The sequence below is a fragment of the Formosa sejongensis genome (assembly GCF_033447105.1).
Lineage (GTDB): Bacteria > Bacteroidota > Bacteroidia > Flavobacteriales > Flavobacteriaceae > Formosa.
Map to the genome: position 1 here is coordinate 111647 of NZ_JAWQUN010000005.1, position 18119 is coordinate 129765.

The 18119-nt window shown below is 31.1% G+C and carries 18 protein-coding genes; 6 read left to right on the forward strand and 12 right to left on the reverse strand.

The window, feature by feature from the left end:
* The first annotated feature begins 164 nt into the window (after positions 1-164).
* Positions 165-1142: a bile acid:sodium symporter family protein gene (locus R6X41_RS07525; protein ID WP_318498932.1), complete on the forward strand. Its 978-nt coding sequence runs from the start codon at positions 165-167 to the stop codon at positions 1140-1142.
* Positions 1143-1245: 103 nt separating this feature from the next.
* Positions 1246-2136: a fructose bisphosphate aldolase gene (locus tag R6X41_RS07530; RefSeq protein ID WP_318498933.1), complete on the forward strand. Its 891-nt coding sequence runs from the start codon at positions 1246-1248 to the stop codon at positions 2134-2136.
* Positions 2137-2174: 38 nt separating this feature from the next.
* On the opposite strand, the gene R6X41_RS07535 is transcribed toward R6X41_RS07530, so the two are convergent.
* Complete coding sequence (locus R6X41_RS07535; protein WP_318498935.1) at positions 2175-2987, reverse strand: EcsC family protein; 813 nt, start codon at positions 2985-2987, stop codon at positions 2175-2177.
* 198 nt (positions 2988-3185) lie between these two features.
* On the opposite strand from R6X41_RS07535, the gene R6X41_RS07540 reads away from it, so the two are divergent.
* The gene (locus R6X41_RS07540; protein ID WP_318498937.1) at positions 3186-3773 is read left to right on the forward strand and encodes a hypothetical protein; all 588 of its coding nucleotides are present in this window, start codon (positions 3186-3188) and stop codon (positions 3771-3773) included.
* A gap of 179 nt (positions 3774-3952) precedes the next feature.
* Complete coding sequence (locus R6X41_RS07545) at positions 3953-5584, forward strand: ABC-F family ATP-binding cassette domain-containing protein (protein WP_318498938.1); 1632 nt, start codon at positions 3953-3955, stop codon at positions 5582-5584.
* 64 nt (positions 5585-5648) lie between these two features.
* Here R6X41_RS07545 and R6X41_RS07550 read toward each other — a convergent pair whose 3' ends face one another.
* Entirely contained in the window at positions 5649-6224 is a 576-nt protein-coding gene (locus tag R6X41_RS07550) for a hypothetical protein (protein WP_318498940.1), read from the reverse strand.
* 328 nt (positions 6225-6552) lie between these two features.
* Here R6X41_RS07550 and R6X41_RS07555 point away from each other — a divergent pair, with 328 nt between their 5' ends.
* A complete protein-coding gene (locus tag R6X41_RS07555; protein ID WP_318498942.1) occupies positions 6553-7128 on the forward strand; it encodes a DJ-1/PfpI family protein in 576 nt (191 codons plus the stop codon).
* A gap of 63 nt (positions 7129-7191) precedes the next feature.
* On the opposite strand, the gene R6X41_RS07560 is transcribed toward R6X41_RS07555, so the two are convergent.
* The 10 genes from R6X41_RS07560 to R6X41_RS07605 all read right to left on the reverse strand — a co-directional run bounded on the left by R6X41_RS07560 (position 7192) and on the right by R6X41_RS07605 (position 17026).
* Complete coding sequence (locus R6X41_RS07560) at positions 7192-7947, reverse strand: M15 family metallopeptidase (RefSeq protein ID WP_318498943.1); 756 nt, start codon at positions 7945-7947, stop codon at positions 7192-7194.
* Between the two features lie 53 nt (positions 7948-8000).
* Positions 8001-8297 carry a chaperone modulator CbpM gene (locus tag R6X41_RS07565; RefSeq protein WP_318498945.1) on the reverse strand — a complete coding sequence of 99 codons (297 nt, stop codon included), beginning with the start codon at positions 8295-8297 and terminating at the stop codon, positions 8001-8003.
* A 1-nt stretch (position 8298) separates the two neighbouring features.
* Positions 8299-9198: a DnaJ C-terminal domain-containing protein gene (locus tag R6X41_RS07570; RefSeq protein WP_318498946.1), complete on the reverse strand. Its 900-nt coding sequence runs from the start codon at positions 9196-9198 to the stop codon at positions 8299-8301.
* A 102-nt stretch (positions 9199-9300) separates the two neighbouring features.
* Positions 9301-10332, reverse strand: coding sequence for an alpha/beta hydrolase (locus R6X41_RS07575; RefSeq protein WP_318498948.1), 1032 nt, complete (start codon positions 10330-10332; stop codon positions 9301-9303).
* 17 nt (positions 10333-10349) lie between these two features.
* Positions 10350-11123, reverse strand: a complete 774-nt coding sequence (locus tag R6X41_RS07580) for a M90 family metallopeptidase (protein WP_318498949.1) — start codon at positions 11121-11123, stop codon at positions 10350-10352.
* 123 nt (positions 11124-11246) lie between these two features.
* Positions 11247-11927, reverse strand: coding sequence for a hypothetical protein (locus R6X41_RS07585; RefSeq protein ID WP_318498951.1), 681 nt, complete (start codon positions 11925-11927; stop codon positions 11247-11249).
* A gap of 96 nt (positions 11928-12023) precedes the next feature.
* Positions 12024-12440, reverse strand: coding sequence for a thiol-disulfide oxidoreductase DCC family protein (locus R6X41_RS07590; RefSeq protein WP_318498953.1), 417 nt, complete (start codon positions 12438-12440; stop codon positions 12024-12026).
* A gap of 24 nt (positions 12441-12464) precedes the next feature.
* The gene (locus R6X41_RS07595) at positions 12465-13211 is read right to left on the reverse strand and encodes a DUF3575 domain-containing protein (RefSeq protein WP_318498954.1); all 747 of its coding nucleotides are present in this window, start codon (positions 13209-13211) and stop codon (positions 12465-12467) included.
* 93 nt (positions 13212-13304) lie between these two features.
* Positions 13305-15470 (reverse strand): endonuclease MutS2, encoded by a 2166-nt coding sequence (locus tag R6X41_RS07600; protein WP_318498956.1) that lies wholly within the window; start codon positions 15468-15470, stop codon positions 13305-13307.
* A 59-nt stretch (positions 15471-15529) separates the two neighbouring features.
* Entirely contained in the window at positions 15530-17026 is a 1497-nt protein-coding gene (locus R6X41_RS07605; protein WP_318498958.1) for a YfcC family protein, read from the reverse strand.
* 75 nt (positions 17027-17101) lie between these two features.
* Here R6X41_RS07605 and R6X41_RS07610 point away from each other — a divergent pair, with 75 nt between their 5' ends.
* Positions 17102-17767, forward strand: coding sequence for a uracil-DNA glycosylase (locus tag R6X41_RS07610; protein WP_318498959.1), 666 nt, complete (start codon positions 17102-17104; stop codon positions 17765-17767).
* Positions 17768-18119: the final 352 nt, after the last annotated feature.

Genomic DNA, 18119 nt, shown 5'->3' on the forward strand with positions numbered 1-18119 from the left:
ATGTTGAATTGAAGTCCAAATACTAAGAAACTTCATCTTTTTAATTATAGATGAAGTTTCTTGTTTTTACTCAAAATGAAAATTTAGAGATTAAAAATAAAGTTGATAAGAAAAGAATGGAATATTCTTGAGGTTATTTAAATTTGCAAGCAAAAAAGTAATCTATGAAATTTAAAATCGACCGCTTTGTCCTAGCGATTATTGCAACCATAACATTTGCATATTTTTTTCCGCAATGGGGAATAGAGGGAAGTGGCTTTCCTATTTCAACGGTAAGTTCTATAGGGTTCTTTTTAATATTTTTCTTTTACGGATTAAAGTTAAGTCCGCAACAAATCAAGTCCGGATTATTCAACTGGAAGCTTCATGTTTTAGTGCAGTTGTCTACATTTTTATTGTTTCCATTATTAGTTTTAATGTTTTATCCGTTTGTACAAACAGAGGAGCAACATAGTTTTTGGTTGGCACTTTTGTTTATGGCAGCATTACCTTCAACCGTATCTTCATCTGTCGTTATGGTATCTGTAGCTCGAGGAAATGTTCCTGCAGCTATTTTTAACGCTAGTATTTCGGGAATAATAGGTATTTTAATTACACCGCTTTGGGTTGGATTATTTATTGAAAAAGGAGGTGCAGAATTCGATTATTCTACAATCTATTTAAATCTAATTTTAGGAATCGTTTTACCTGTTGTTTTGGGAATTGCACTTCAGAAATTTGGACATGCATTGGCGATTAAATATAGTAAACAACTTAGTAATTTCGATAAGTCTGTAATTCTACTAGTTATTTATAAAAGTTTTGCAGAATCATTTCACGATAATATTTTTAGTAGTATAAAACTGCTCGATTTCGTAATATTGTTCGTCATTGTGATTGCTATATTTTTTATCATATTTACTATTGTTGGATTTATAGCTTCAAAATTGAAATTTTCTACTGAAGATAAAATAACAGCTCAATTTTGCGGAACAAAAAAATCGCTAGTTCACGGTACTATTTTCTATAAAATATTATTCAAAAACACAGCTGCCTCAAGTTTAGTTTTGTTACCACTTATGATTTTCCATGCTTCTCAAATACTTATTATTAGTATTCTAGCTTCAAAATTCGCTAAACGCGATAACAAATTGGGAGTCTAAAGTTTAACTGATTTTTAGACAAATTTTGTTGCTGATTGCTTTAAGTTTTTGCACCTTTATGTTAATTAAGAGTTGATTTTTTAATACTAAAACCACAATTATCATGTATACATTTCAGCAACAATTACAACACATAAAAGAGGGAAAAGGATTTATTGCAGCTTTAGACCAAAGTGGAGGAAGCACCCCAAAAGCGCTTTTAGGATATGGTATTGATGAGAATCAATATAAGGATGAAACCGAAATGTTTCAACTCATTCACAACATGCGTACACGCGTTATTACCAACACGTTTTTTTCTGAAGATAAAATATTAGGGGTCATTCTTTTTGAAAAAACAATGAAAGGTTTAATCGGTAGTGATCCCGTTCCTTCATATTTATTAGATAAACATATAGTGCCTTTTCTAAAAATTGATAAAGGGCTAGAAGATTTAAATAATGGCGTAAAATTAATGAAACCCATTCCAAATCTTGAATCTCGATTATTAGAAGCTAAAAACCTTGGTGTTTTCGGAACGAAAATGCGTTCAGTAATTTATGAAAACAATGCAAAAGGAATAGCCGAAATTGTAAAACAGCAGTTTGCATTCGGGTTAGATATTTTATCCTGCGGATTAATTCCTGTTTTAGAACCAGAAGTAGATATTCATGCTAAAGACAAAGCTGCAATTGAAGCTGTATTAAAGAAAAATATTCATCTAGAGTTAGATAAATTAAATAAAAATCAATCTGTTATTTTAAAACTTACGCTTCCAACAGTTCCAGATTTTTATAAAGATCTGGTTAATCATTCCAAGATTATACGTGTTTTTGCACTTTCTGGAGGTTACGATATAGAAACAGCAAATACATTACTTACTAAAAATAAAGGCGTAATCGCTAGTTTTTCTAGAGCACTTTTAAACGATTTAAAACTTCAACAAAATGAAGACGAATTTTCCACTGCTTTAAATAATGCCATTGGTAGTATTTATAATGCTTCAATAACTTAAAAAAACATAATTAAAAGAATAAAACTAGCCTTAAAAGGCTAGTCTTGTTCTTCGTATTTAAGGTCTAGAATTGCATTATACCATGTTTTTACAATTTCAGGACTATACAAACGCTCTAACCTTCTAACAATAAAATGTCCTTTTGCAACATCTTGAAAATGGTCAATAAACAGCGTGTTTATAATTCCTCCACCAACAGCACCAATTGCTGGAATTGCTTGTGCAGCGGCTTTTTCTGTCACTAAAACATTAAAACGAGCGGCTACATTCACAATAAATTTCACAAGGGCAGGAGCACTTTCTTCCGATATTTTTTTAGTTGCAACAAATCTTGTGGCTTCTGTAATTGAATTTGCTAAAGCAGCTCGCACAACAAAGTATCCGCTTTCTGCGTCATCGTCAGATGTGCTTTCTCCTCCTAAAGCAAAAACTTCCATACAGGCTAATTTAGTTTCGTAATCGCTAAGCGATTCGCCTTGAGAGCGTGCAACATCTGCAATAGATCGTAACATAATAGTTGTAGATAATGGTAATTCTATGGCTAAACCAGGAAGTCCAAAAAAACCGCCTACACCACCAGAAAGTGCTACACCAAACTTATGCCATAAATTCGAAGGTTTTTCGACGTGTTTATCGTCTATGGACCAAATAGCAGCTTCAGTAGCTTTTATTAATGATTTTTGAGTGATTTTTCCAATATTATCTTGCCAATTATCCGGAAGAAAACCAATAGCCTTTTCTATAGGCATACCTATAACATTAGTTATTTTAGCAGCCATACTTGGGTTTTCCAGTAATTCTACAGCAGTAGTTAATTCTTGTATGTGTAAATCGCTTAAGGATGTTTCCATAAGTAAAATGTTTTTCTAATTGAGTTTGAATTGAAAAATACAAAAACTATTCTTGAGAAGTTTTAAAGTTTTCTTAAGATATTTAAATATTTTAGAATTTATAATAAACTCCATATTTTGGTTACATCAAACCTTATTTTTAAGTAGTCCTTTTTTGAATTACATTTGTTTTAATTAATCAACCAAAATACAAAATAGATGAAGTCTCTTTTAGTCACACTATTATTAAGTATTCCTATGCTAAGTTTTGCTCAAAGTAATGCAGAAGTTAATCCTTTTCGCATTGGAATTAAAGCAGGTGCACCAATAGGAATAGGATTAGATGTTGAATATGTAACACCTATATTAGGAAATAGAATTGCTCCTTTTGTTACTTATGGAATATATCCGTTTAATGATTTAGACTTTAAATATTTTGAAATTGGTTCTAATATTTACTTGGGAAGCCGTGGTAAAGGTGGTTATTTAGCTGCTTCTTATGGAGATTTAAATGGTGAAGTGACTAATTTAAATGGTACTAATGATGCTGGAGATAATTATACTGATGGTGTTGCTAATGAACAATTATCGTCATTCAATTTAAAGTTAGGATGGAAATACGGAAAAGCACTTTACTTTAGAATTGAAGCCGGCTATGCTATCGGTCAGCTTCCAGAAGAAATTAAAGTTGTTGGAAATGTTAACGGACAACAAGAAACTTTCTATTTAACATATGACGATATTACGGAATATATTTCAGGTAAAGGATATCCGCTATTTAATTTAGGAATAGGTTACGGTTTTTAAGAATCTGAACATTTATAATTACATATAACACCTACTATTTTACTTCAGAAATAGTAGGTGTTTTGATTTGAATAGTATTGATTTTATCAACTTAAATGAAGCAATACATTTTATTAAATATCATTTGTTAACATACAACGATAAAACTTATCTTTGCCGACTTAAAAACATACTTTTAAATGATTTCAATAGACGCGATTGCAGTAGAATTTGGAGGAACAACATTGTTTAGTGATGTGTCTTTTTCCATAAATGAAAATGATAAAATAGCCTTAATGGGGAAAAATGGAGCCGGAAAATCGACTTTATTAAAAATTATTGCAGGACAAAGTAAAGCCTCTCGTGGTAATGTGTCGTCTCCTAAAAACTATGTGATTTCCTATTTACCACAACATTTATTAACTGAAGATAATTGTACGGTTATGGAAGAAACATCTAAAGCCTTTGCTTCAATCTTTAAAATGAAAAATGAAATAGAAGCTATAAATGAAGAGCTTACCGTGCGTACAGATTACGAAAGCGATGCGTATATGAAATTGATTGAGAAAGTCTCAGAATTAAGTGAAAAATTCTATTCTATCGAAGAAACAAACTACGAAGCCGAAGTCGAAAAAATATTGGTTGGACTTGGTTTTGTACGGTCAGATTTTAATAGACCGACCTCAGAGTTTAGTGGAGGATGGCGTATGCGTATAGAACTGGCAAAAATATTACTTCAGAAACCAGATTTAATTCTTTTAGATGAACCTACAAACCATATGGATATTGAAAGTATTCAGTGGTTAGAAGATTTTTTAATTAGTCAAGCGAAAGCCGTTGTCGTTATTTCTCACGATAGAGCTTTTGTCGATAATATTACAACGCGAACTATAGAAGTTACTATGGGACGTATTTACGATTATAAAGCGAAGTATTCTCACTATTTGGAATTACGTAAAGACCGTCGCGTACATCAGCAAAAGGCATACGACGAGCAACAAAGAATGATTGCCGATAATCAAGTTTTTATAGATCGTTTTAAGGGTACATATTCTAAAACATTACAAGTACAATCGCGTGTTAAAATGCTTGAAAAACTAACACCTATTGAAGTAGATGAAGTCGATACTGCAGCTTTAAAATTAAAATTTCCGCCTTCACCGCGATCTGGTCAATATCCAGTTGTGGTTAATGAATTGTCTAAATCATACGGAGATCATGTTGTTTTTAGTAAAGCAAACATGGTTATTGAACGTGGAGAAAAAGTAGCTTTTGTAGGGAAGAACGGAGAAGGAAAATCGACTATGGTAAAAGCCATAATGAATGAGATTGATTTTGAAGGCGGTATGGAATTAGGTCATAATGCACAAATCGGATACTTTGCTCAAAATCAAGCATCCTTATTAGATGGTGAATTAACCATTTTTGAAACTATTGATCGTATTGCTGTTGGTGATATGCGAAATAATATTAAAAATTTATTAGGGGCATTTATGTTTGGTGGCGATATTTCTACAAAGAAAGTAAAAGTGCTTTCTGGAGGTGAAAAAACACGTCTAGCTATGATTAAATTATTGCTTGAACCTGTAAATGTGTTGATTCTGGATGAGCCTACAAACCATTTAGATATGAAAACGAAAGACATTATTAAAGATGCCTTAAAGGACTTTGATGGGACTTTAGTATTGGTATCTCACGATAGAGATTTCTTAGATGGTTTAGCAACTAAAGTATTTGAGTTTGGAAACAAACGTGTTATAGAACACTTTGAGGATATAAACGGTTTTCTTAAGCTAAAGAAAATGGAAAATATGAGAGATATCGAAAAATAGATTTTATCATTATTTCAAAATAAAAACGCCTTGCAGATAATGTCTGCAAGGCGTTTTTAGTTATTTAAAGTCCAAGAATTTTGGCATCCACAAAAAACACTGTGTTTATATCAATGTCATAATCTTGAGTTAACACTTCATCTGTTCCTGTTTTTACTTTTAGATAAAATGAATCTTTAAAAATATACGCTTTTAAATCTTCGTTTGATGTATCTAAAAACATCACATTACTGTCGTTTGATATCGGCGTTGGATTCCAAGCCAATTTCGTGTCAGGTAAATCGTCTGCTGCAATATAAATCTCAATGGTTTCAAGAAAACTGAAATCCTCCGAACTTGGATTTTTAAGAGTGAGTTTTAATTCTGTTAACTTAATCTCTTCAACTAAATCTTTAGCCGTATCATTAGAGCTAAATTCAGAATTTGAATTGGTTTCAATTTCTGGAGTACTTATAGTAAACGGTAAATCAATTGGAGAAGTCGCAGGTATGGTTATCGACTCCTCAAAGGAAATATCGAATTTAGTTAATTCATCTAGGGTATCGCAAGACATAAATAGAAATAGCATAAAGATGCTTAATACCTGTTTTAGTGTTATCGTTTTTATCATCGCATAATTTAAATGTCCGCTATGTGTCATAATTTTTTATTTTAATTAACTAAGTGTCAAATCGAGCGGAGTCTATATCGTCCGTAATGGTTTTCGAATCCGCTCAAACATACAATAATAACCTTTATGAGTTAATACAGAAATACATTAGTATAATTAATATAGGCTGTAAAGTTAAGGTTTATAATGAAACGCAAAAGATAGAAGATAATTGTGAACTACTGATTACAATAGAAGTTAGCATTTGTTTTTTAATATTATCATTTTTTTAACATCATGATTTCTAGCAGAATAAAATTTCATTGTAAATTTAAAAGACAATAGAGTTACTAATTCACAACGTTTAAAATCAATAAAAATGAAGAAAATACTTTTCCTTACAGGCGATTTTACTGAAGATTATGAAACCATGGTGCCGTTCCAGATGTTACAAATGGTGGGCTACGAAGTGCATGCGGTTTGTCCGGACAAAAAGAGGGGAGACACCATTAAAACGGCTATTCACGACTTTGAAGGTGACCAAACATATACAGAGAAACCAGGTCATAATTTTGTGCTGAATTATTCTTTTGATGACGTAGATGTTACAGAATATGAAGGTTTGGTTATTGCTGGAGGTAGAGCACCAGAATATTTAAGATTGAACAAAAAATTATTAACTATGGTTCAGCATTTTTTTACAGAAAATAAACCAGTTGCAGCCATTTGTCACGGTATCCAAATACTAACGGCAGCTGGTGTTGTTAAAGGCCGAAAATTAACAGCTTACCCTGCAGTTGGTCCAGAGGTGACTTTAGCAGGAGGGGAGTTTCGAGATATTGCAGCAGATAAAGCTTATGTCGATGGAAATTTAGTAACCTCGCCAGCTTGGCCAGGACATCCAGCATTTATAAAAGGTTTTTTGGATATTATGGGAGCAAAAATAACATTATAAATATTTTAATTAAAATAGAAAAACCCAAGTATAATTCTTAAGAATTATACTTGGGTTTTTCTATTATTCCAATTTAGCAGAATTAGAAATTCCATTAACAAAATCAGGAATCATATGCAATTCTTTAGCTAATTGAGAGCCTTCAAAACCGGAGATATCGCTTTCAGAAATGTATGAATTATAATATTCTAAATATTCGCAAGCTAAAGGGATGTAAGACCAATGCCATTTCTCTTCATTATATCCTGTTCGTCCATTTTCTTTAGATGTATATACTTGGTAAAATCCAAAACTATTAGCATTTTCCACTAACCAATTGTAGATTTTTAGTCCGTTTCCACTTTCAAAATAAGTATTAGTTAAATGGTTTAAATCCATATCTGTACCCCAATGATGTCTAGAAGTTCCAGGCATAGAACTGTAAAGTAGAATTTTTTCTGCACGTTTAATAGGGGATAAGGAAGCGTATTTATTCCATTTGCGCTCCCAAATAGATTTTTGTTCATTAAAATTCCGGGTTCCAGAAACTATTTTTAAATCTACTCCATCCAAAATTGCTGCTTCATGCATTTTTAAAAATGCGTCGTAAACTTGGTTTTGTAAATAAAGCGTTTTAGTCGAAAATTGTGAATCAACCATCACAAAAGCACTATCTGTTTTGTAGTTAAACTGACCTAAAACAAACGTTTTAGTAATTGTTTTTTGATTCTTATTGATAGAATCTGTTTTAAACACAGTTGAATTTATATTTTTATGAGGTATGGGAGTTGTTGATAAAACCGAAAAAAAAAGCATGAAGATACTTCCAATATAAAGCATAATTTTTTGTTTTAATATAGCCTTAAACGAAAATTAATGAAATAAATTTTAAGTTATTCATTTTCGTAAAAATAGAGCTTGTTTTTAAGTGTAGTTAATTCATTTTGTAACGTATCTACTTTATTCAACAAATTAAAAACAACATCTATGCCTTCTATGTTTAAGTTTAATTCTTGATGCAATCGTATAATTTTTTCAAGATCACCTAAGGCTTCTTGAAGAATAAACTGATTTTGCTCTATGGTTATAATTTTCACCAATCCAACGCCATGTAACTCATCTAAAAATGAAGGTTCTATTTCATACTGAACGCAGATGGTTTTAATTAATATATACTGATTTTCCGACATGTTATCTTAGTTTTTGTAATTCAGAAAACAACTCTTTTTCCTTATCTGTTAAGTTTTTAGGCGTATTTATGCAGTAAGTAATTATAAAATCGCCAAACTGATCGTCTTTTTTATATACAGGAAATCCTTTTCCTTTTAACTTTACTTTGGTATCATTTTGTGTTTCTGGAGCTACTTTTAGTTTTACTTTTCCAGAAAATGTATCTACCATGATATCTCCACCTAAAAGTGAAGTATATAAATCAAAATCTACATCGGCATGTAAATCATTCCCATAGCGTTTAAATTTTGTATTGTTTACAATATTGAATTTTATAAACAAATCTCCATTAGGCCCCCCATTTACACCTGGACTACCTTTACCAGTTATTTTTATGACTTGTTCATTTTCTATTCCTGCAGGAATAGTCAGTCTAATTTTTTTACCATTTACAGTTAAAACTTGAGCTTCTTTTGTGTAAACATCTGTTAGATTAAGTTGAAGTTCTGCATTGAAATCTTGACCTTTAAACTGTGTATTCCCACGTCCTTGACTATATCCGGAATTACGTTGTCCACCAAACATAGATTCAAAGAAATCTGAAAAATCTTCTCCCGAATTCGGTTGTCCAGAATAATTTTGAGAACCTCGAGTACTTGACCCTTGTTGTCTTTGTGCACGTTCTATGTCGTCGGCATGTTTCCAATCTTTACCATGTTTATCGTATTTCTTACGATTTTCTTTATGGCTTAAAACTTCGTTAGCTTCATTAATTTGCTTAAACTTCTTTTCAGCATCTTTATCATTCGGATTTAAATCGGGATGATATTTTCTAGCCATTTTTCGGTAAGCTTTCTTAATATCTGCTTCTTTAGCCGATTTGTCAATGCCTAAAATTTTATAATAATCTATGTAATCCATAAAGGGAATTATTAATGTTTAATAGCAATCGCTATCATCTATAAATATCTGAAATTATAAGTTATAAGCAAAAGTATTTAAGCCATAGTAATGTTAAAACATTTAGTTTTCAAACTCTAAATTCTCAGAGAAAAATGGTAATGTTTTGGTTGAAATACGTTCAGGAATTTTGTTAAGGTGATCGCCTTTATAGCTTTCGTAAGTATGATTTATACCATTACTAGATAATATATCATGAAGTTTCCTAGTAGATTCACTTATGTAAATATCATCTGTTCCAGCATCCATTGCAATCGCTTTAAACTGTTTTAAATTTGGAATATAATCATCAACCATATATAAAATTTGATTGTTCTTAAATTTAGCTAATACATCTGCTCTTGGTTTTCCATCCTTATAGGCTAAATCTATATAAAGCGGATATTTTTTAGGATTTGAAGCCCAAGCTGCCGAGAATGCCATATTTATACTTTCAACAAAAGACAAATCAGCAACACCAGATTTCGAACTTACAGCTTCCATATTCTTTATGTTTTCTGCATCTGGAATTGGACTAGTATCCATGCAGCAAGCACTTAATAAATATAGAGCAGAGTACACATCAGGATTTTTCATACCCAAACGCATTGCGCCATAACCACCCATGGAATGTCCTGTCAAACCACGACTTTTTACATTGTCTATAGTTCTAAATTTTTTATCTATAAAAGACACTAATTCTTTGGTAACAAAAGTTTCCCAATCGCCAGTGGTTTTAGAATTACTATAAAAACTACCTTTAAATGTTGTGTAAGCGTTTGGCATAACTACTATCATTTCTTTACTCGTACCATCGGCAATACTTTTGTTTAAAATGGAGTACAAATTTATCCAATGATTTTCCCAGCCAAACCATTTGCTATCGCTGTCTGTATATCCATGAAGAAAATAAACAACTGGATATTTTTTGTCGATTTTTGTTTGATAAGATGGTGGTAAATAAACGGTCACATCTATAATTGATGGGTCGTTTATTAAGTTGTTTTTTAATGCCACACTCGGAACTTTTAATCGCATTCTAAATCCTTGCGCCTGTATTGTAATTATACTGAAAAGTATAAAACAGAAGGATAAGATATATGATTTTAATTTCATTATTGGATAGTTGTAAGTTAGTTTGAAGTGGTTTGAAAACACTGTTGAAGCATATTAAATAAATCGGGATGTTTTTTCTCCATAAGCGTTGGGTTTTCGAAGAAATATTCTGAAGCCACAGCAAAAAATTCTGCTTGATTGGTTCCGCCATAACTTCTAATATCAGAGTTATTATTATGAATAGCTTCCATTTCTTTATGAATTAATCTCAACCATGGAATAGTATAAGTATGTTTCATAATATACTCCGGAACGCCATCTGTATCACCATCCATTTTGTCTATTAAATGCACGAATTCATGAATCGCCGTATTGCTTTTGTCATTCTCGTTAGAAAAACCATGATGTAATGCCTTTTTGGAGAGAATCATTTGTTTTTCTAAACGTCCGGTTCCAACCATTCCAGCAATAATTCTATTTTCATTTTTAGTACCAAATTCATAATCCGAATTAAAATTATCCGGATATAATAAGATACCACTTAGGTTGTTATAATGCCAATCAGAAAAACTAAATACTGGAATTACAGCGCTAGCAGCGACTAAAATTTTATCTAAATCTTGCAATTCTAGCTGAATGCCTTCAATATGAACTTCACTTAAAAAACGCATCATGCGATTCTGAAAATGCTTTTGCTTTTCAGGAGTTAACAATTTGTAAAACTGAACATGTTCCAACAATAAATTATGCCATTGCTTTGGAAATTGCTTTGCCTTTTTTGCTTTTAATTTACTTAAAGCATAAGCTGCGAATGCGATAAGAATAACGAAAGCTATACCTACATAAAACATAGATCTTATTTTTATTTTTTTTCTAAGTTAAGACAAATTGAATTAGCATTAAGAGGTAATAGTACATAAAAAAAGAGACTGTCTTTTCGGACAGTCTCTTTTAAATATTATATTAAAATAAATTTATTTTTTTTCTAAAGCTGCAGAGATTTTAGCTGCATATTCAGTAGCATTTTTACTCATACTAGTAGGATCGTCGATACTAGATGTTACAACAGCAATTAATTGTTGTTTTTGAGGTTCGTCTAAGTTATACGCAGCTGTTTCTAATACAAAATTCTTAACAACTCTTGTAGTAGATGTCATTGGCATATAATTACCAACACTTACATAGTTCATTGGGTAACCATAGAAGCCTCCAAAACCACCATAGTAGCCACCGTATCCACCATACATACCTCCCATAGTTCCACCAGCATAATAACCACCATCTGTAGTTGTTTGAGTAGATTCTGATTGGCGTTTAATTACACTTAAAACAACAGCATTGTAACCTTCTCTTTTTAAACTTTCTTCAAGTGTTTGAATTTCAGCTTCTGTAAGTTTTTTATCTGGCTCGATATGAGGCAATTCTTTAAAACTTGCTGTTGCTTTATATCCTTTTTCTTGTAATTCTGCAACAATTGCTTCTTCAAAAGCGATTCTTGCTTGCGTATTATCTGTTCTTGCAATTACAAGAATATTTTTACCTTTCATAGTATCGACGTTGTCCGATTTCCATGAATTTAACACTTTAACACTAGAACAGCTACTTAAAACTAAGGTAACCATAAGTAATACTAAAGAGAAATTTGATGTTTTCATAAGAGATGATGTTAAATGAATTAATTTTTAATTACTTTTTCAAATGTATAAGGATAATAGTTTATTTAAAAGAAAAAACTTGAATTACTTAAAGTTTTATTCTAAAAATTTGGATTTCAATGCTTTAGTAGGTATCATACAGTCGTTTTTTTTACCAAACCATTTATATCTGTTTTTTGCGATGTAATCATAAACATAATCTCTTATAAATTTAGGAATTACTAGAAACGCACTCATTAAATTAATAGGAAATTTTAAATGTGAAGCAATTTTTAACGCTGCAGTAGATTTTGTATACAACTTATGTTCAGGGATATATAATAATATAGAATCAGTTTTGCTAGTGTCAATATTAAAATTTTCGATAATAGATTTAGCAGTCTTTCCTTGTAATGTTGTAAACCTAAATAGATTTTTTTTATCGCGCTTAATTATAAACTGAACAGAATTATCGCATAAATTACAAACACCGTCAAAAAGGATAAGTTTTTTATTTTTATCAATTGAGATCATTGTAAATTATTTAATCGATTAAGTTTAGTTAAAAGTGTAACCAATTGAGATACCGTATCTAAATGATAATGCCGAAAATTTAGAATTATTATTTACTTGAGAAAATTCAAAATCTGAATTAATTATATCTAGCAAGGTGTAGTCTTCTAATTCTGCATTTAAATCTTCGTAAAATTCTTCTGGTAAATCTTGTTCATTTTTTAAACGGAAATTATAATGACCTGAACCTGGTCCAGCTATTATAAAATCGATATTAAAATGTTTAGAAATAGGGAGTTTATAACCTACCATAAACCCAATTGAAGTAACATCTACTTCCAAATCAAATTTTAAAACATAAGAGACGTCTTCCGAATTTATATAACTTCCATCTAAGTCACTTTTATAATTTGAATATTTTAAATACGCTCCAAAGTAAAACCCTGTTAAGGTTGAATGAGCCGTGTTTTTTAAATAATAACGTACTTCTGGGATGATTTGGTATCCAGTATAGAAAACGTCTCCTGTTTTAATTTTTTCTCCATCAAGTCCAGAAATTTTCACAAGACCTTCTTTTCCTTTATAACCTAAACTTAAACTTGCTGTTAAGTTATTCCAGATGTAACGCTCATATCCAAATTGATATACACCGTTTATAACTTGAAGTGCATCAAAAGAGACTTCGTTTTTATAGTTGGTATAGGTTTTATTATCTTCAAACGTTATTTCCTGAGCATAACCGAATTGACTAAATAATGTGAATAATATTAGTAAACGTAATGTGTTTTTCATGGCTGATTTTAATTATATAAAATATATTATAAATTACAATAATTATTGCAATTTAGATTAATTGTTTTTCTATATTTTTTACTTAAACTGAGATTATTTTTTAGCTTCTACAAGTTCCAACTTAATTAAGTCGACATTAGTTGTAAAAATGCCATAATTTACAATGGCTTTGGTTTTTTCTATATTATCGATACTTCCAACGGCTTTTCCATCTATCATTCTAACGCGATCTCCAATTTTTAAGCTTACTCTTGGTTTAGGTGCCTCAATAGCTTTTTGTTTTGCTATCTTCTTTTTTTCTCGGATAACTTCAACTTTCTTTTCGGCTTCCTCAACTACTTTTTTCTCTTTGGCTTTTTGTACTTTCTTTTCTTTAGGCGAAACCTTTATGCGTTTTGAGTTTTCTATCTGAACAACTTTAAAAACGTCGTCTAGCATTTCCTTTTTGCGCTTATTATCGAAGTATTTTTCCGAAATATCATTTAATTTCTGTCCCAAATAAATTAAACGTTGGTTGCTATCGTAAAGCTCTTGATAGCTTTCTAATTTTTTCTGAATTTTAGAATTTATCTCTTCTAATTTTTCAGCTTCAGATAGTTTTTTTCGTTCATTTACTTTAAGCGAACGTTCTGTCATTTCAAGCTTATTACGTTCTTTTTGAAGTTTAGCTATTGTAGCATCAAAACGTACTTTACTCCCTTCAATTTTCTTTTTCGCTTTGTTAATTAAACTATATGGGATTCCGTTTTTCTGAGCGACTTCAAATGTAAACGAACTTCCTGCCTGACCTAGAATCAATTTAAAGATGGGCTCTAGAGTCTGATTATTAAATTGCATATTTGCATTTTGCATAGAAGGCAATTCATTAGCTAAAATCTTCAGGTTGGAGTAGTGGGTTGTAATAATTCCGTAAGCCTCTCTATCGTAAAATTCTTCAAGAAACGATTCAGCCAATGCGCCTCCTAATTCCGGATCACTACCAGTTCCGAACTCATCAATTAAAAATAGTGTTCTGCTGTTACACTTTTTCAAGAAATAATTCATCTGTTTTAAACGATAGCTATAGGTACTTAAATGATTTTCTATAGATTGATTATCACCAATATCACTTAACACACGTTCAAAAATATAAGTTTTACTACGTTCGTGAACAGGAATTAACATGCCACTTTGAAGCATAACTTGCAATAAACCTACCGTTTTTAAGGTGATACTTTTACCTCCTGCATTTGGTCCTGAAATCACAATAATTCTATTGTCTTCATTCAAGGTTATGGTTTGTGGGTATGTTGTTTTTCCTTTTTTTGAATTTGTTAAATACAGTAACGGATGATAGGCATCGCGGAGAAACATACTACGTTCTTCTGTGATCTCTGGAAGAATAGCATTTAACGATTTGGCATATTGTGCTTTGGCGGCAATCAAATCAATTTTAATTAAAAAGGATTGATAGTCTGCTAATAATGTGATATAGGGACGAATAAAATTAGTTAACGCCTTTAATATTTTTACAATTTCTTCTTTTTCTTCAAACTGTAAATTGTGTAATTCACGTGTGTATTTTAAAGTCGCTTCGGGTTCAATAAAAACGATACTTCCCGTTTTACTACTTCCCATAATAGACCCTTTAACTTTACGTCTGTACATGGCTTTTACTGCCAAAACACGTTTGTTTTCTACTACAGATTCCCGAATATCATCTAAATATTCTAAACCGTTATACATGTTTAGAGCCGTTGTAAAACTTTGGTTTATTTGGCCCTTTAACTTATTCATTACCTGTCTGATCTCTGAAAGTAATGGAGATGCATTATTTTTAATATCTCCAAATCTATCTACAATCGCATCTATTCTGTCTATAAGTACTTTTGTAATTTCAATATGTGAAGCACTTGTGTATAAGTTGGGATAGTATTCTACAAACTTTTTAAGATATACTATGATTTCGTTTGTAGCTTGAGAAATAGATACAATCTTTTTTAAACTATGAACCTCTAAGTAAGTGTTTTCAATTTTAAGAAGTTTTAACTCCTTAGTAATGTCGTCGAAACCATGATTTGGGATGCGGTTATCGTTATCGAAAGATGATACGTATTCGTGCGTTAACTGAAGCTCGTTTAAAACGTCTTCTTTATTATTAAATGGAGAAATTTCTAGTGCAGCGTTATGTCCTAAAGCAGTGATGCAATATTCACTAACTTGTTCTAAAACGGTCTGAAATTCTAAATCTTGTAATGTTTTCTGGTGAATGTTTATCATCCTAAATTTTAAAACTTTTTAAAGAGAGCAAATTTAAGTAAATAAAAAGGTTATAGAGTCTAAATATAGACTGAAATTGTTAATACAATCATGAGGAAAATTAGTAAAATTCCAACTAAAGGCAAAACAAAGCGTAACCATTTATCGAAACCTATTTTTACAATGGCTAAAGATGCCAAAATTAAGCCTGTTGGATTAATAAAAGCAAATAAACCCATACCAAACTGATACGCATTTACAACCAGATCGCGACCAATACCAACACCATCTGCTAAAGGGGCCATTATTGGCATGGTTAATACAGCCATTCCAGAAGACGATGGTATAAAAAAGGATAGTGCACTATATATGTATAACATGGCATTAATAAATACACCTTTGTTCATTCCTTCGGTTAATGAACTTGCATAAAATAGTAGAGAATCACTAATTAAACCGTCTTCCATTAACACTGTTACTCCACGAGCAATACCTATAATAAAAGCGACACCCAGTAAATCATTAGCTCCTTTAATAAAAGTATCTACAAAAGTAGCTTCCTTAATTCGTGCAATAAATCCAATAATAATGGCACCAACTAAAAACACGGTTGTCATTTCTAAAAACCACCAATCTAATTGAGATACACCATAAATCATGACTACAAAACACATCATAAAAATGATTAAAATGAGTTTATATTTTGAAGTTAACCTAACTTCTGCATCTAAATTTATTAATGGAAATTGACTCTCAATCTCTTTTTTCTGATCGAAAATTATAGATTTTGAAGGATCATTCTTAACCTTTTGTGCATAACGAATAATATATATTAAGCAAATAATTAAACCTAAAATAAGTACGATAAGTCGCGTTGCTAAACCTGTAGTCCAATTAATTCCGGCAGCATTTGAAGCAATAATTGTACAAAACGGATTTACTGTTGATGCTAAAGTACCAATACAAGAGCCAATATAAATAGAAGCTAGAGCCACCATGGCATCGTATTTTGCTGCTAAAAACACTGGGATTAAAATAGGGTAGAAGGCGATGGTTTCTTCGGCTAAACCAAAAGTTGTTCCGCCAATTGCGATTAAAAAAGTGATCACTATTATTAAAATATATTCTCGACCCTGTAGCATTTTTGCTAGCGATGAAATACCAGCTTCAAAAGCTCCGCTAAAGTTCATTATTCCAATAAAACCACCAATTATTAAGACAAAGAGAATAACATCAATAGACTCCATAATCCCTTTAATTGGAGATTGTATAAATGCCATTATGCCCTGAGGCTTAGAATCTAAAGTGTGATAAGTATTCGGAATACCTATTGGCTTCCAAATGTCACCATTTTTGAATTTTTCTATCGGAATTTTAATATCGAAACCCTCTAAAGTTTCCTGAGTAGCAGGTAAAACCAAAGTCTCCGTTTTTGTAACTTGAGTAAATGTGTCTGTATCTTTATTATAAGTTAATCTGTCGTATTTTCCAGCAGGAATAATATAGGTTAACAATGCAACAACAGCAGCAATTATAAATAAAACAGTTAATGCGGTAGGGAATTTAATGGTCTTCATAAAAGACATATTTTTTCATTTTTATAAGCTGAAAGATAATACTATTTTTAAATTTGAACTTTTAAGTCTACAATTATGTCTAAAAATATAAATCCCGATTGGCTATCTATTTTACAACCTGAATTTGATAAACCTTATTTTACAACCTTATGGGATTTTGTTGAAGCAGATTATACCTCTCATGTTTGCTATCCACCAAAAAATGAAATCTTTAATGCTTTTAATTCATGTGCATTTAAAGATGTAAAGATTGTAATTTTAGGTCAAGATCCATATCATGGTTTAGGACAAGCCAACGGATTATGTTTTTCGGTAGCCGATGGAATTTCGCATCCTCCATCATTAAAAAATATTTTCAAAGAAATTGAAACCGATTTGGGCACAGTTTATCCTGCAAGTGGTAATCTTGAACGTTGGGCTAAACAAGGTGTGTTATTGTTGAATGCCACATTAACTGTTCGAGAACATGAAGCGGGAAGTCATCAGAAAAAAGGATGGGAAACCTTTACAGATCATGTTATTTCACTTATAAATTCAAGAAAAGATAATGTTGTTTTTTTATTGTGGGGTGGATATGCTAAAAAGAAATCGAAATTAATAGATACTGAAAAACATTTTATACTAACGTCTGGACATCCATCTCCTTTAAGTGCGAATAGAGGATTTTGGTTTGGTAATAAGCATTTTAGTAAAACTAACTCCCTGTTGCTGCAAAATAAGTTTCCTGCGATTGTTTGGTAGTCGATTTCTTTAATATTTCAATACGCTCTGGCTTGCGATCTTCAGTAATCGTTAATTTATTACAACTAAAAATTAATAATAAAATATTAATAATCACAAGTACTGCTATAATAATTGAAATGGTTAATAGCATAATCTAGTTTAGTTTGTCGAAGACTAAACTTAATAATAAGTTTTAAATTAACCAAATTTTAACGTTTTTATTTAAGTAAACGTTTAAGTGATTCTAAATATTTTTCTATTTTTTTGCTTAAATCGTAAATTTAAACTAAAATGTAGAGGTGTAATTTTTAATTATATAAAGAATCTAGATACTTATACCCCTTTAAAATGTATCTTTTTTAATAATTCA

Bases quoted from the DNA above. Each gene is read 5' to 3' on its own strand.
- R6X41_RS07525 (WP_318498932.1), top strand. From the start codon at position 165: ATGAAATTTAAAATCGACCGCTTTGTCCTAGCGATTATTGCAACCATA.
- R6X41_RS07530 (WP_318498933.1), top strand. From the start codon at position 1,246: ATGTATACATTTCAGCAACAATTACAACACATAAAAGAGGGAAAAGGA.
- R6X41_RS07535 (WP_318498935.1), bottom strand. From the start codon at position 2,987: ATGGAAACATCCTTAAGCGATTTACACATACAAGAATTAACTACTGCT.
- R6X41_RS07540 (WP_318498937.1), top strand. From the start codon at position 3,186: ATGAAGTCTCTTTTAGTCACACTATTATTAAGTATTCCTATGCTAAGT.
- R6X41_RS07545 (WP_318498938.1), top strand. From the start codon at position 3,953: ATGATTTCAATAGACGCGATTGCAGTAGAATTTGGAGGAACAACATTG.
- R6X41_RS07550 (WP_318498940.1), bottom strand. From the start codon at position 6,224: ATGACACATAGCGGACATTTAAATTATGCGATGATAAAAACGATAACA.
- R6X41_RS07555 (WP_318498942.1), top strand. From the start codon at position 6,553: ATGAAGAAAATACTTTTCCTTACAGGCGATTTTACTGAAGATTATGAA.
- R6X41_RS07560 (WP_318498943.1), bottom strand. From the start codon at position 7,947: ATGCTTTATATTGGAAGTATCTTCATGCTTTTTTTTTCGGTTTTATCA.
- R6X41_RS07565 (WP_318498945.1), bottom strand. From the start codon at position 8,297: ATGTCGGAAAATCAGTATATATTAATTAAAACCATCTGCGTTCAGTAT.
- R6X41_RS07570 (WP_318498946.1), bottom strand. From the start codon at position 9,198: ATGGATTACATAGATTATTATAAAATTTTAGGCATTGACAAATCGGCT.
- R6X41_RS07575 (WP_318498948.1), bottom strand. From the start codon at position 10,332: ATGAAATTAAAATCATATATCTTATCCTTCTGTTTTATACTTTTCAGT.
- R6X41_RS07580 (WP_318498949.1), bottom strand. From the start codon at position 11,123: ATGTTTTATGTAGGTATAGCTTTCGTTATTCTTATCGCATTCGCAGCT.
- R6X41_RS07585 (WP_318498951.1), bottom strand. From the start codon at position 11,927: ATGAAAACATCAAATTTCTCTTTAGTATTACTTATGGTTACCTTAGTT.
- R6X41_RS07590 (WP_318498953.1), bottom strand. From the start codon at position 12,440: ATGATCTCAATTGATAAAAATAAAAAACTTATCCTTTTTGACGGTGTT.
- R6X41_RS07595 (WP_318498954.1), bottom strand. From the start codon at position 13,211: ATGAAAAACACATTACGTTTACTAATATTATTCACATTATTTAGTCAA.
- R6X41_RS07600 (WP_318498956.1), bottom strand. From the start codon at position 15,470: ATGATAAACATTCACCAGAAAACATTACAAGATTTAGAATTTCAGACC.
- R6X41_RS07605 (WP_318498958.1), bottom strand. From the start codon at position 17,026: ATGAAGACCATTAAATTCCCTACCGCATTAACTGTTTTATTTATAATT.
- R6X41_RS07610 (WP_318498959.1), top strand. From the start codon at position 17,102: ATGTCTAAAAATATAAATCCCGATTGGCTATCTATTTTACAACCTGAA.